Source organism: Mesorhizobium sp. 113-3-9, assembly GCF_016756515.1.
Classification (GTDB): domain Bacteria; phylum Pseudomonadota; class Alphaproteobacteria; order Rhizobiales; family Rhizobiaceae; genus Mesorhizobium.
Genome location: NZ_AP023246.1, coordinates 5,173,312 through 5,185,542, shown reverse-complemented (window position 1 = coordinate 5,185,542; position 12,231 = coordinate 5,173,312). Strand labels below are relative to the sequence as shown.

At 62.9% G+C, this 12,231-nt stretch carries 11 protein-coding genes; 7 read left to right on the top strand and 4 right to left on the bottom strand.

Going from position 1 to position 12,231, the window contains the following annotated elements:
- Positions 1 to 141: 141 nt before the first annotated feature.
- The 3 genes from MesoLj_RS25490 to MesoLj_RS25480 all read right to left on the bottom strand — a co-directional run bounded on the left by MesoLj_RS25490 (position 142) and on the right by MesoLj_RS25480 (position 3,059).
- Entirely contained in the window at positions 142 to 1,089 is a 948-nt protein-coding gene (locus MesoLj_RS25490; protein ID WP_202322972.1) for a cobaltochelatase CobT-related protein, read from the bottom strand.
- A gap of 6 nt (positions 1,090 to 1,095) precedes the next feature.
- Complete coding sequence (gene hemB, locus MesoLj_RS25485; RefSeq protein WP_202322971.1) at positions 1,096 to 2,127, bottom strand: porphobilinogen synthase; 1,032 nt, start codon at positions 2,125 to 2,127, stop codon at positions 1,096 to 1,098.
- A 110-nt stretch (positions 2,128 to 2,237) separates the two neighbouring features.
- On the bottom strand, positions 2,238 to 3,059 hold the full coding sequence (locus MesoLj_RS25480) for a DUF2066 domain-containing protein (protein ID WP_202322970.1): 822 nt from the start codon (positions 3,057 to 3,059) through the stop codon (positions 2,238 to 2,240).
- 184 nt (positions 3,060 to 3,243) lie between these two features.
- On the opposite strand from MesoLj_RS25480, the gene MesoLj_RS25475 reads away from it, so the two are divergent.
- The 4 genes from MesoLj_RS25475 to MesoLj_RS25460 all read left to right on the top strand — a co-directional run bounded on the left by MesoLj_RS25475 (position 3,244) and on the right by MesoLj_RS25460 (position 7,064).
- Positions 3,244 to 4,287 carry an enoyl-CoA hydratase/isomerase family protein gene (locus MesoLj_RS25475; RefSeq protein ID WP_202322969.1) on the top strand — a complete coding sequence of 348 codons (1,044 nt, stop codon included), beginning with the start codon at positions 3,244 to 3,246 and terminating at the stop codon, positions 4,285 to 4,287.
- Complete coding sequence (locus tag MesoLj_RS25470) at positions 4,284 to 4,706, top strand: DUF6163 family protein (RefSeq protein WP_056562528.1); 423 nt, start codon at positions 4,284 to 4,286, stop codon at positions 4,704 to 4,706. Before MesoLj_RS25475 ends, MesoLj_RS25470 begins: the two co-directional genes overlap by 4 nt.
- A gap of 238 nt (positions 4,707 to 4,944) precedes the next feature.
- The gene (gene ldtR / locus MesoLj_RS25465; RefSeq protein ID WP_013896002.1) at positions 4,945 to 5,460 is read left to right on the top strand and encodes a transcriptional regulator LdtR; all 516 of its coding nucleotides are present in this window, start codon (positions 4,945 to 4,947) and stop codon (positions 5,458 to 5,460) included.
- A 350-nt stretch (positions 5,461 to 5,810) separates the two neighbouring features.
- Positions 5,811 to 7,064, top strand: a complete 1,254-nt coding sequence (locus MesoLj_RS25460) for a L,D-transpeptidase family protein (protein ID WP_140767927.1) — start codon at positions 5,811 to 5,813, stop codon at positions 7,062 to 7,064.
- Positions 7,065 to 7,126: 62 nt separating this feature from the next.
- Here the strand turns inward: MesoLj_RS25460 and MesoLj_RS36665 are convergent, their stop codons facing one another.
- Complete coding sequence (locus MesoLj_RS36665) at positions 7,127 to 7,852, bottom strand: helix-turn-helix transcriptional regulator (RefSeq protein ID WP_274609134.1); 726 nt, start codon at positions 7,850 to 7,852, stop codon at positions 7,127 to 7,129.
- Between the two features lie 434 nt (positions 7,853 to 8,286).
- Between MesoLj_RS36665 and MesoLj_RS25450 the strand changes: the two genes are divergently transcribed.
- From MesoLj_RS25450 to MesoLj_RS25440, 3 genes are all read left to right on the top strand, one after another.
- Positions 8,287 to 9,930, top strand: a complete 1,644-nt coding sequence (locus MesoLj_RS25450) for a Na+/H+ antiporter (protein ID WP_202322968.1) — start codon at positions 8,287 to 8,289, stop codon at positions 9,928 to 9,930.
- A gap of 193 nt (positions 9,931 to 10,123) precedes the next feature.
- On the top strand, positions 10,124 to 11,437 hold the full coding sequence (gene glyA, locus MesoLj_RS25445; RefSeq protein WP_015318249.1) for a serine hydroxymethyltransferase: 1,314 nt from the start codon (positions 10,124 to 10,126) through the stop codon (positions 11,435 to 11,437).
- A 99-nt stretch (positions 11,438 to 11,536) separates the two neighbouring features.
- The gene (locus tag MesoLj_RS25440) at positions 11,537 to 12,115 is read left to right on the top strand and encodes a hypothetical protein (protein WP_202327451.1); all 579 of its coding nucleotides are present in this window, start codon (positions 11,537 to 11,539) and stop codon (positions 12,113 to 12,115) included.
- The last annotated feature ends 116 nt before the right edge of the window (positions 12,116 to 12,231 follow it).

Below are 12,231 nucleotides of genomic sequence, written 5' to 3'. Positions count from 1 at the left end.
AATTTGCAACCAGTGGCCGTTTAACTTAACTGCTTGCAAAAAGCAATTGGTTTTCTTGGGCGCGCAGCGGGCTACGGAAAGCTCCTGACACCCAGCTCGATGGGATCACAAAAGAGGACGTTGGCGACGATGGTCCGCCGATCAATGAACGTCGGCGTCAGATGCGCCTCTGCCGTTGACGAGCTGGCGCTGCAACGTTGTCAGCATGACTTTGCCGAGCTCATCGATCGTCTCGGACTTTGCCCAAACTCGGTAATAGTTATCGACGTCAAAGCCCAATCCGATTGCCAACAGCTCGACGTCCTTGGCCATTTCCATTTGCTGAACCACGTGCACCAGATGGTCGTGGAGGTAATTTGGGCCATTGGCCGCAAGCGTCGAGTCGTCGACCGGCGCCCCGTCCGACACGACAAGCAGAATTTTGCGAGCTTCGGCACTGTGCTGCAGCCGCCCGGCGGCCCATTCGATGGCTTCGCCATCGATATTCTCCTTGGGCAGGTCCGGCCGCAGCATCGGCTTGAGCGCATGGCCAAGACTGCTTTGACGCATGTCGCCGGCCTCCCGGTAGATGATATGCAGCAAGTCGTTCAGTCTACCGGGATTTTTGGGCCGGTCATCTGCGTCCCAGATACGCCGCGATTCCCCACCGCGCCAGGCGCGTGTGGTGAAGCCCAGCACTTCGACCTTTGTGCCGAGCGCTCTCAAGAACTCCTGGGCAATGTCGATGGAAGCGGTCGCATAGAGCATTTTTTGACCGCGCATCGATCCGGACTGGTCAACGAGAATGGAGACCACCGTGTTGGTGAGGTCGGCCGCCGATAGGCCGGCGCGGATTTCCGACGCGGCTTCGGCCGCCAGAATCAGGTGTTTTGTCCTCCAGGCAACCAAACCGCTTTCCAACTCGGCCCATGCCGCATCGAGCGCGGATTCATGTTTTTCCGAGAGCCGCCCGATGGCGCTGGACAGCCTTGAACTCGGCACAGTCCTGTCATGGATCGTGACGTAGGCATGATAGCCAGGCGTTGTAGCGTCGCCGCGCGGAGCGGAGACAAACAATGACGTGAAACGCTTGCTCAGCCCCCGCAGCACTTTCGGTTATCCCTTCAGCATCTCCGCCACCTCAGGCGCGAAATAGGTCAGGATCCCATCACAGCCGGCGCGCTTGAAGGCGAGCAAGCTCTCCAGCATCGCCTTTTCGCCGTCGATCCAGCCATTGGCGCCCGCGGCCTTGATCATCGAATATTCGCCCGACACCTGGTAGGCGAAGGTCGGCATCTGGAATTCGTCCTTCAGCCGGCGGATGATGTCGAGATAGGGCAGGCCTGGTTTGACCATCAGCATGTCGGCGCCTTCGGCGATGTCCTGCTCGGCTTCGCGCACCGCCTCGTCGGAATTGGCGTGGTCGATGTAATAGGTCTTCTTGTCGCCCTTGAGCAGTCCGGCGGTGCCGACCGCCTCGCGATAGGGGCCATAGAAGGCCGAGGCGAACTTCGTCGCGTAAGACATGATCGCCACGTCCTGAAAACCGTTGGCGTCGAGCGCGTCGCGGATGGCACCGATCCGGCCGTCCATCATGTCGGAAGGCGCGATGATGTCGGCGCCGGCCGCCGCCTGGATGACGGCCGCAGCCGCGACCTGCTCGACCGTCTCGTCGTTGACGATGATGCCGTCGCGCAGGATGCCGTCATGCCCATGGCTGGTGAACGGGTCGAGCGCGGCGTCGGTGATGATGCCGATTCCGGGCACCGCGTCCTTTATCGCGCGGCTGGCGCGATTGATGATGTTTTCCGGGTCGAGGATGTGCGAGCCGGTCTGGTCGCGTAAGGCCAGGTCGACATTGGGGAAGGTGGCGAGAGCCGGAATGCCGAGCTTTGCCGCCCGTTCGGCCTCCTTGACGGCAAGGTCGACCGACAGGCGGAAGACGCCGGGCATGGCCGCGATCGGCTCGCGCACATCCCTGCCCTCGACGACGAAGATCGGCCAGATCAGATCGTCGACCGTAAGCCGGTTCTCCTGCACCAGGCGGCGCGACCAGTCGGCCTTGCGCATGCGGCGCAGGCGGCGGCTGCCGGTGATGTCGTCGACGCTGCGCGCGCCGGCTGGCTTTGTCGGGGTGAATTTGTTCATGGCCAAAACTCTCTTTTCGGCGGCTTTTACCACGAGCCCTTGTCGCTGACCAATGCGACACGATTGTGCCAAGCCGGCGGAAGGGACACCGTCCCGCCATGCCTATCCGGTCAGGGCTGCCCATTGCCGGAGAGAATCTGTGCGGCACCCCCGATTGCCACACGGAACGCCTCGTCGAAGCTGACGCCGCGGATCTGCCAGCGATAGGTCTTGCCGTGATCGGCCAGTCGCCAATCGGCGATCCAGCCGAGCTCCTTGTCGCTCCATACGATGCTGCCGGAGAGCGCTTGCGCGCCACCGGTCTGTTTGGCCAGCGGATCCAGCCTTGCCATGTCGTCGGTGCTTAGCCCTTTTTTGCCGAGCTCTGCCAACTGCGCCGCCTTCGGAAACGCGACATGCATCAACAGCGGATCGGCGGCATTGGCGAAAGACTCGCGCATCGTCTCGCCACGCTTCTCTTCGGCACTGAGCATGAAATACCGAGCGCCCTGTTCGGCGGTGAGAAAGACGGTAAGCGTCGGTCGCTCGCCAAGCCAAGGCCTGCTGCCGAGCTGTGCCAGCAGCTTGTTGACCGTGGCCGGCTTGTAGAGACAAATCAGATCGTGCGGCCGGTCATGCGTGCCTTGCTCGTCATGGATCGGAATGCCTTCCAGCCGGTCATGGTAGCGGAAGCTGTCGATGAAATCGCCGGCCTTGTCGCGTAGTGCCAGCATTTCCGGCTTTTTCGGCAGCCGCTGATCGCCTGAAACCCTGACCAGGACCCGGTCCAGGCAATCCCTGAAGCCTATCTGGCGGTTCTCTTCGCCCTGGCCGGTGACGATGGTCCGCGACTGGTAGAGATCGTCGGTCGTGACGGCGAACGCGGCGCGCGGTGCAAGGCCTGCGATCATGAGCCCGATCGTCAACAGTGCGGGACGAAGAAATCCGGACATGGCCAACTGTCCCCAAATCCGCCTGCGCGCAGTATCGGCGCGTCGCTTGCAACGGCAGCGATCTTCGTAGCATTGCTCACCGCTGGCCGCCAAGGCTGTGGTGGAGAGGCTGCCGCCATTGACGCACCCATTCGCCGCCTTTAGCACTTCAGTCCCGCAGGCGCGGGGGAAGGATTCTCTGGCGATGGATTTTGGTGGGGGCGACGAAATTCGCTTCGAACGGTTGGGCAGGGCCGGTCTCGTGACGCTGACCCGGCCGCAGGCGCTCAATGCCGTCACCCATCGCATGGTCAAGGCGCTGGGCAAGGCCTTGCATGCCTGGGAGCGCGATGACGGCGTGGACGTCGTCCTTGTCAAGGCCGAGGGCAGGGCGTTTTCTGCCGGTGGCGACATCCTGCATATCTACGAGGCCGGCCGGGCCGGAAAGCCGCCGGTCGAGTTCTTTGCCGATGAGTATCGGCTGAACGCCCGCATCAACAGCTTCAAGAAACCCTATGTCGCCCTCATCGACGGCATCGTCATGGGCGGCGGTGTCGGCATTTCCTTTCACGGTTCGCACCGGGTGATGACCGAGAATGCCCAGTTCGCCATGCCGGAGGTCGGTATCGGCTTCTTCCCCGATGTCGGCGCCAGCCATCTGCTGCCCGACCTTGGCGGCTCCTTCGGCATGTATCTGGCCCTAACCGGCAACCGCATCCGCTATGGCGACGCGCTGTGGTCGGGGCTCGCCACCCACGCGATCAAGGCCGAAGACCAGGCCAGCTTCCTTGATCGGCTGGTGCTGACCGGCGATCCGGAATCGGTGCTGCGCGGTTTCTTTGTCCAGGCAAAGCGGGAGACCGACAGGCCGACGCTCGAAGCGATATCGCGCCATTTCAACCAACCGTCGCTGCAGGATGTTCTCAACAGCCTGGACCGCGCGTCGGGCGCCGATGAATTCGCGGCCAAGACGCTGGCGACGATCCGCATGCGCTCTCCGACCAGCCTTCGCGTCGCCTGGCGGCAGATCAGCGCCGGGCAGACCTTGTCGATGGACGAGTGCATGAAGATGGAATTCCGCATCCTCAACCGCATGCTTGCCGGCCACGATTTCTACGAAGGCATCCGCGCCGCCATCATCGACAAGGGGTCGAAGCCGCAATGGCGGCCAGCAAGCCTCGATGCGGTCGGCGAAGCGGATGTCGAGGCCTATTTCGCCCCGCTCGGTGAACGGGAACTCCCGCTATGAGCGAGGTGACGTCGCGACGCGTCGTACTCCAGCCGTCGACGGTCGAGGTCATCTTCGCCTGGTTCCAGCGCGTCATCGCCGGCTACTGCCTGCTGTTCGGCATCCTGTACTGGATCAAGCTGATCGGCTTTTACCCTGGATCGCTCTGGCGCTTCGACCTGATGCCGGTGCACTGGCAGGTGGCGGCGGTGATGCTCGCCGTGTTCTTCCCCTTCGCCGCGGCGGGGCTTTGGATGCTGGCCTCCTGGGGCCCGGTGATCTGGTTCATCTGCGCGGTCACCGAAACCGTCATGTACGCCGGCTTTCCCGAGCTTTTCGGCCATCGGCTGCTGATCGTCGTCTCGCATGCGGCGGTGGCGCTGCTCTACATCGTCTTTCGCGTCGTCATCTACCTGCAGAAACGCCCCGCGCGGCACTAAGCTCTTGCCGCCATTGACGACTTCGCGGCCACCTCGATCCGGCCTCCCGATCATTGCCTAAGCCTTTAGGTTAATTATCCTTGCTCGGGTGACCGTTCGTTAAGCCTCTTTCGAAACCTGTTACCGGTAAGCTCTTGTTAGCCCTAGCGTTTAAGTCGAATTTTATGAGTATTCGATAGTGTCGCGATCAAGGTGAAAAACAAAAAATCACCAGGGCGACAAACGAGAGGCAAAGACAATGATCAATTCGCGTCCGGCGGCGAAGACCGCCAACGTTTCCGACGATCGCCGCGAGGCTATCCGTTCGCTTTACATGGAATCGCTGCAGCTCGTCGAGCGGCTGCACCGCCGTCTGCTTGACGTGATCAAGGACGAATTCGACCGCAACGGCCGGTCCGACATCAATGCCATCCAGGCGCTGCTGCTGTTCAATATCGGCAATTCCGAGCTAACCGCCGGCGAGCTTCGCTCGCGTGGCTACTATCTCGGCTCGAACGTGTCCTACAATCTGAAGAAGCTGGTCGATCTCGGCTTCATCAACCACCAGCGTTCGCGCATCGACCGCCGTTCGGTCCGCGTCTCGCTGACCCCGAAGGGCAACGAGGTGGCGGACGTCGTCGCCGGTCTCTATGAGCGCCATGTCGGCTCGATCGAGCAGGTCGGCGGCATCAACACCGACGAGTTCAAGCAGATGAACCGCGCGTTGCAGCGGCTCGACCGCTTCTGGAACGACACCATCGCCTACCGGATGTAAGGCGCCGCATCAGATCTGGCCCGCGCCACAGAAGCGCGGCCGAAATAGCGACCTTCAGTCAGGGCCGGTGCCGAAAAGCATCGGTCCCTTTCTTTTCGGAGCACCGGCCCGGCCGATTTAGGCACAAAGCCACGTTGCCGCCATATTCCAGTGGAACCGAGGGTGGCAGTGATGCTGTCGTGAAGACCATGCGTCCACCCGCAACCGTATCGCGCCTCGGGCGTTTCTCGCCAACGTGATACGGGCCATGGTTGGCTAATTGTTAAGATTGCCAATTTTAGAGTGCGGGCGAGATCGCCCGATGATCGACGCAGCAAGTGATCGAACCGCTACCTATGTCTGGAACGTCCATGAAAACCAGCCGCCGCTTTTTCCTTTCCGGAGCCTCGTTGCTCGCCGCCGCCATGGTGGCCGGCCGTGCGAGCGCGCAGGATGTGATCGGGGATATCCTGAAATCCTCCGCACGCGGCAATTGGGACGACCAGTTCGACGCTCGCGCCAGCGAAGGTGGCAAAGTGGCTTCGACGCTGCCGATCTTCAGCCCGCAGACCGTTGCGTTCACGGAGCAGGCGGTCGCGCAATATCAGAATATTGTCGGGCAGGGCGGCTGGGTGGAAGTCCCCGCGACCAAGAAGCTGCAACTCGGCGTCGATGATCCCGATGTCGTGCCGCTGCGCAAGCGGCTCATGGTCGCTGGCGACCTTTCGCAGAGCGCCGGCATTTCGACGGCCTTCGATTCCTATGTCGACTCGGCGGTCAAGCGCTTCCAGCTGCGTCATGGCCTGCCCGCCGACGGCTCGATGGGCAAATACACCTATGCGGCGATGAACGTTTCGGCGCAGGTCCGGCTTGGCCAGCTGCAAACCAATCTGCAGCGGCTGAAGGAGAAGGCCGGCACGCTGGGCAGCCGCTATGTGCTGGTCGACATTCCGGCGGCGCAGGTCGAAGCGGTCGAGAACGACCGCGTCGTGCTTCGCCACACAGCAATCGTCGGCAAGATCGATCGCCAGACGCCGATCGTCAATTCCAAGATCAACGAGATCATCGTCAACCCGTACTGGAACGCGCCGGTCTCGATCGTGCGCAAGGACATCATTCCGCTGATGCGGAAGGATCCCGACTATTTGAAGAACAGCCATATCCGCCTGTTCGCGCCGGACGGCAGCGAAGTCGATCCGATGAACGTCGACTGGTCGACCGATGATGCCGCCAAATACCGGTTCCGCCAGGATCCCGGTTCGGAAAACGCCATGGCCTCGGTCAAGATCAACTTCCCGAGCCCGGACGGCGTCTACATGCACGACACGCCCCAGCAGAGCCTGTTCGGCAAGATGATGCGCTTCGACTCCTCGGGCTGCGTGCGCGTCCAGAACGTCCGCGATCTCGTAACCTGGATCTTGCGCGACACCCCCGGCTGGGACCGTCAGCATTTCGAGGCGGCGATCAAGACCGGCCAGAACACGCCGATCCAGGTCACCAACCCGGTGCCGGTGCACTTTCTCTATCTCTCGGCCTGGTCGACGGGACCTGGCGTGGTCCAGTTCCGCGACGACGTCTACGCGCTGGACGGCGCCAGCGAGCTGCAGATTACATCTTCGCTGTAAGGCTTTGACATTCATAACGAAAGGCCGCCGTGAGGCGGCTTTTTTGTTTGGCGGGAGCGTCGTTAAATCAAGCGCTGGTTCACCAGCCGCGCCACCGCTTGCGCGCGATTGACGGCGCCGAGCTTGCGCCTGGCATTGTCGACATGGAAGCGCACGGTCGCTTCGGCAATGCCGAGAATGACCGAGATTTCCCAATCCGTCTTGCCTTCGGCGACAAGCGCCAGGGCATCACGCTCGCGCACCGTCAGCCGAACGATGGCGGCGGGTGGTGGCATCGTCAGGTTCATCAGCCGTTCCGTCAGCACGAGACCGGCCATCTGAATGGCAAAACTCTCTTCTGCCGTGAATTCACGCTCGTGGAAGCCGAGATGCAGCGAGGCTATGGCGCCATCGGCGCCGTAAGAGGTGGAACACAGCGCATCATTGATCCCAGCCTCGCCGAGCGCTTCCCAATAGACGCCGAACTGAGGGCGGTCGCGCGGAGCAAAGTCGGAGAACCGGTAGCGCGTGCGGCTTTCGCGGATCGCGCCCAGCAGCGGGTTGCACTCGAAGCACACATAGTCGAACGCAGGGCTGCCTGGCCAGTCCGCCGGTGCCAGCCGGGTGATGAAGCCGCCGGCCGCCCAATGGCTGGCGGACGTCAGCGTCGCCGCCGGCCTTCGATAGAGGCGGGTCTGCAGATAGGAAGCGCCAAAGGTTTCCATCGCCGCGAAATAAGCAATGCTTGCATCCTCGGCCGTTTCCGACGCCAGGGCCGGTTCGGCATGTGCCATGATCCGCGACAGCATAGATCGAACCCCCGCTCGCCAGCCGTGGTGCACGGTGGCACAACCGCATATGACCCGCAAGGCTGCTACCTGGCGAAAGCCACCTGTCAACCTCGCGCTATCGGGAGGTTGATGCGGGAATATACCAGCGTATCCAGGAAGGGAGCGGCGCTCGCTTTCGGCATCCACGTCTGAATGTCTGGACATCGGCGCGCCCCAGCATACGCACGTCGACCGCGGGGGGCTGGCGTGCGGCCGGCCACCTGGTGCCCCTAGGCAGCCTCGCGTTGACGCCAGGTGCCGGCTCTCTTTCTGACATTAACGGCATGCTTTGCCATGCGGTCGGTTCGTTCATGCCCGGAACCCGGCCCGGCCTTCGGCCGTCGTCGCGCCGGCGCTGTCTGGACGCGAGGTCGACGATTGCGCATGGTTCGCGAAACAGCCGGAATCGCTCCATGCAAGCCGCCATCTTTGTCCTCGCCGTGCTCGTTTTCGTCGCCGTTTCCGGCGCGCTGGTGCGGCTGGTGCGGGTGCCGCTGCCGATCCTGCAGATTGCGATGGGCGCCGCGCTCGCATGGCCGGTGCGCGGCATCCATATCGAGATCGATCCGGAGCTGTTCCTGCTGGTGTTCATTCCACCGCTGCTGTTCAGTGATGCCTTTGGCGCGCCCAAGCGCGAGCTGATGGCATTGCGCAGACCCATCCTCGACCTTGCCATCGGCCTCGTCTTCTTCACCATTGTCGGCTTCGGCTATGCCTTGCACTGGCTGGTGCCGAGCATTCCGCTGGTCGTTGCCTTCGCGCTCGCGGCGGTGCTGTCGCCGACCGATGCGGTGGCCGTCTCCTCGATCGTCGACAAGAGCGTGGTCCCGGCGCGGCTGATGCACATTCTGGAAGGCGAGTCGCTGCTCAACGATGCGTCGGGGCTGGTCATGTTCCGCTTTGCCGTCGCGGCGGCATTGACCGGCAGCTTTTCCTTCGCCGAGGCCTCGCTGAGTTTCCTCTACGCCGTGGCGGTCGGCATCCTGGCCGGGGTGGCGGCATTGTTCGTCGCCGCCAAGGCGCTGCAACTCCTGAGCCGCATCGGCGGCGTGCCGGCCGAGGCGCAGGTGCTGATCACCATCCTGCTTCCCTTCGTCGCCTATCTCGGCGCCGAGCACTTCGAGGCTTCGGGCATCCTGGCCGCGGTCACCGCCGGTCTGTTGACCGGGAGCACCGGCATATTCCGCTTCCTTGGTGTTTCGGCCCGCATGCAGACGATCTCGCTCTGGACGACGTTTTCCTTCGTCTTCAACGGCGCGCTGTTCATCGTGCTCGGCCTGCAGCTTCCCGAAATCATCCGCAAGGTGCCACCGGAGCTCACCGGCAACTATCCACTCATTCAGCCGGTGCTGACCGTTATGGCGCTGACCTTGTGCCTGATCGCGCTCCGTTTCGTCTGGATCTGGATTGGCGACATCATGGCGGGGCTTGCGGCTCGGCTTGGCAAACGCAAGGCCGAGCCATTCGGCCTGCGCGTGCGGCTCGCCGGATCGGTGGCCGGCGTGCGTGGCGCCATCACGCTGGCCGGCATATTGTCGCTGCCGCTAATCCTGCAGGACGGTTCGCCGTTTCCCGCGCGGGACCTTGTCATCTTTCTCGCTGCCGGCGTCATCATCTGCTCCCTGGCGATCGCAAGCCTGGCCTTGCCCGTCATCGCGCGCGGCCTGGTCGAGCCAGGTGAAGACGCAGGCGCCGCCGAGGAACGCATGGCGCGTGTCGGCGCGGCGAAGGCCGCGATCGCCCACCTTGAAAGCATCGCACAGACCGATGAGGAGGAGGGCGATGTGCCCGGCGTCAGGCTCGCCGCCGCCAACGGGATTGTCGCTGCCTACCGGCGGCGCATCGCGGCGGCCGACGAGGCCGATGAAGCGCGCGCCGAGATGCGCGAGGCGGGGAGGCTGGAGATCGATCTGAGGCTCGCCGGCATCGCCGCCGAGCGCGACGCCTTGCGCGCCATGCTTCGCCGTGGCGAGATCAACGATCACACCGCGCGGGCGTTGTTCACCGAGATCACGCTTACCGAGGCTCTTCTGGACGGCAGGCAGGCACGAAAATAGGGCCTGCGATGCCCAAGGCGCATGGATTTGCAACCTCTGCCGCAAACCGGCCAGCAAATTTCGCGCCGCAAACGTGGCGGGTCGAAAACAACTGTGTTAATGGCGCGGCAATGCGTGTCGCCCAAAAGTGCGCAGCGGTTTTGGGGCAACGGCAGGCATAAACAAATTGCCCCCGAACCGAGGATTTCAGGCCATGGCAACAGCAGCGGCAGCGTCGAATAAATTCGAATCCTTCTTCGAAACCACGCTGGAAGACGCCGATCCGGAGATTTTCGGCGCCATCCGCAACGAGCTCGGTCGCCAGCGCCACGAGATCGAACTGATCGCTTCGGAAAACATCGTCTCGCGCGCGGTGCTTGAGGCGCAAGGGTCGATCATGACCAACAAATATGCCGAAGGCTATCCGGGCAAGCGCTATTACGGCGGCTGCCAGTTCGTCGACGTGGCCGAGGAACTGGCCATCGAGCGGGCGAAGAAGCTGTTCGGATGCAATTTCGCCAACGTCCAGCCGAATTCCGGCAGCCAGATGAACCAGGCGGTGTTCCTGGCGCTGCTGCAGCCCGGCGACACTTTTATGGGCCTCGATCTCAATTCCGGTGGCCATCTTACCCATGGCTCGCCTGTGAACATGAGCGGCAAATGGTTCAAGGTCGTCTCCTATGGCGTGCGCAAGGACGACCATCTGCTCGACATGGACGCGATCGAGAAGACCGCGCATGAGACCAAGCCGAAGCTGATCCTGGCCGGCGGCACCGCCTATTCGCGCATCTGGGACTGGAAGCGTTTCCGCGAGATCGCTGACGCGGTCGGCGCCTATCTGATGGTCGACATGGCGCACATTGCCGGTCTCGTCGCCGGCGGCGTGCATCCGTCGCCGCTGCCGCACGCGCATGTGGTGACGACCACCACGCACAAGTCGCTGCGCGGCCCGCGCGGCGGCATGATCCTGTGCAACGACGAGGACATTGCCAAGAAGATGAACTCGGCGGTGTTCCCCGGCCTGCAGGGCGGCCCGCTGATGCATGTCATCGCCGCCAAGGCGGTGGCCTTTGGCGAGGCGCTGAAGCCGAGCTTCAAGGTCTATGCCGAGAGCGTGGCCGCCAATGCCAAGGCGCTGGCTTCGAGCCTCAAGGAGACCGGGCTCGACATCGTCTCAGGCGGCACCGATAACCATCTGATGCTGGTCGATTTGCGTCCCAAGAACGCCACCGGCAAGCGCGCCGAGGCAGCCCTTGGCCGCGCCAACATCACCTGCAACAAGAACGGCATTCCCTTCGATCCGGAAAAGCCCTTCGTCACCTCGGGCGTGCGCCTCGGCACCCCTGCCGGCACAACGCGCGGCTTTGGCCAGGCCGAATTCCGCGAGATCGGCAAGCTGATCGCCGAAGTGCTGGATGGTCTCAAGGTCGCCAATTCCGACGAGGGCAATGCCGCGGTCGAGGCGGCGGTCAAGGCCAAGGTCGTGGCGCTGACCGATCGTTTTCCGCTCTATCCTTATCTCGGTTGATCATCCTTATCTCGATTGACCGGGCGCGAAGCGTCATCTCTTATTCGCCGGCGGTGCGTCACCCCTGATCGGGTGACGCATGGAATTGGAGACCTGATGATGCCCAATTTTCGTCTCGCCCCGCTCGGCGTTGTCGGCTGGCTGGCCGTTGGCGGGTCCGCCTTCGCGCAGACACAGCCCGCTCCGGAGACGCCGGTTACCAACACCTTCGGCAAATGGACGACCATCGTCGATGTGCTCGACACCGGCCAGGATGCGAGCAAGACCTGTGCGGCTTCGACGGCGTTCTTCGATGCGAACGGCAATTCGGGCACGCTGACCTTGTCGATCTCGACCGGCGATGCGCTGCCGCCCGATGCCTATCCAGCCATCATGCTCACTGTCGACAACAAGGAGTTGCCGACCGGCAAGAAGATCGCGGCGACGTTTGGCGATCCCGGCGTCAAGGTTTCGGCTACGGTCTATTCCAACGATGCCGTCATCGGCCGCCCGAGCTGGACGGTCGACAACCAGGCCAAGACCAGTCTCGCGCTGCTGCGTGCCATGCGCCAGGTTGTCTCGCTCGACGTGACTTTCGGCAAGCAGGCTTTCGCCAGTATCCCGATGGACGGCTTCACCAAGGCCTACCGCAACCTGGGCACGTCCTGCGGCTTTCCGACCAAGGACGTCGCGCCGTGACCGGACGGCCGGATCCGCAATAGGTCGATTGTCGCCTGGCCGTCGCCGGCGGCATCGCCGTCCGGCTGGTTGCCGCGCTGGCAATCTTCCTCGCGCCTCGCTATCTCTGAAGAAAC

Bases quoted from the DNA above. Each gene is read 5' to 3' on its own strand.
- MesoLj_RS25460 (WP_140767927.1), top strand. From the start codon at position 5,811: ATGAAAACCAGCCGCCGCTTTTTCCTTTCCGGAGCCTCGTTGCTCGCC.
- glyA (WP_015318249.1), top strand. From the start codon at position 10,124: ATGGCAACAGCAGCGGCAGCGTCGAATAAATTCGAATCCTTCTTCGAA.
- ldtR (WP_013896002.1), top strand. From the start codon at position 4,945: ATGATCAATTCGCGTCCGGCGGCGAAGACCGCCAACGTTTCCGACGAT.
- MesoLj_RS25450 (WP_202322968.1), top strand. From the start codon at position 8,287: ATGCAAGCCGCCATCTTTGTCCTCGCCGTGCTCGTTTTCGTCGCCGTT.
- MesoLj_RS25470 (WP_056562528.1), top strand. From the start codon at position 4,284: ATGAGCGAGGTGACGTCGCGACGCGTCGTACTCCAGCCGTCGACGGTC.
- hemB (WP_202322971.1), bottom strand. From the start codon at position 2,127: ATGAACAAATTCACCCCGACAAAGCCAGCCGGCGCGCGCAGCGTCGAC.
- MesoLj_RS25475 (WP_202322969.1), top strand. From the start codon at position 3,244: ATGGATTTTGGTGGGGGCGACGAAATTCGCTTCGAACGGTTGGGCAGG.
- MesoLj_RS36665 (WP_274609134.1), bottom strand. From the start codon at position 7,852: ATGCTGTCGCGGATCATGGCACATGCCGAACCGGCCCTGGCGTCGGAA.
- MesoLj_RS25440 (WP_202327451.1), top strand. From the start codon at position 11,537: ATGCCCAATTTTCGTCTCGCCCCGCTCGGCGTTGTCGGCTGGCTGGCC.
- MesoLj_RS25480 (WP_202322970.1), bottom strand. From the start codon at position 3,059: ATGTCCGGATTTCTTCGTCCCGCACTGTTGACGATCGGGCTCATGATC.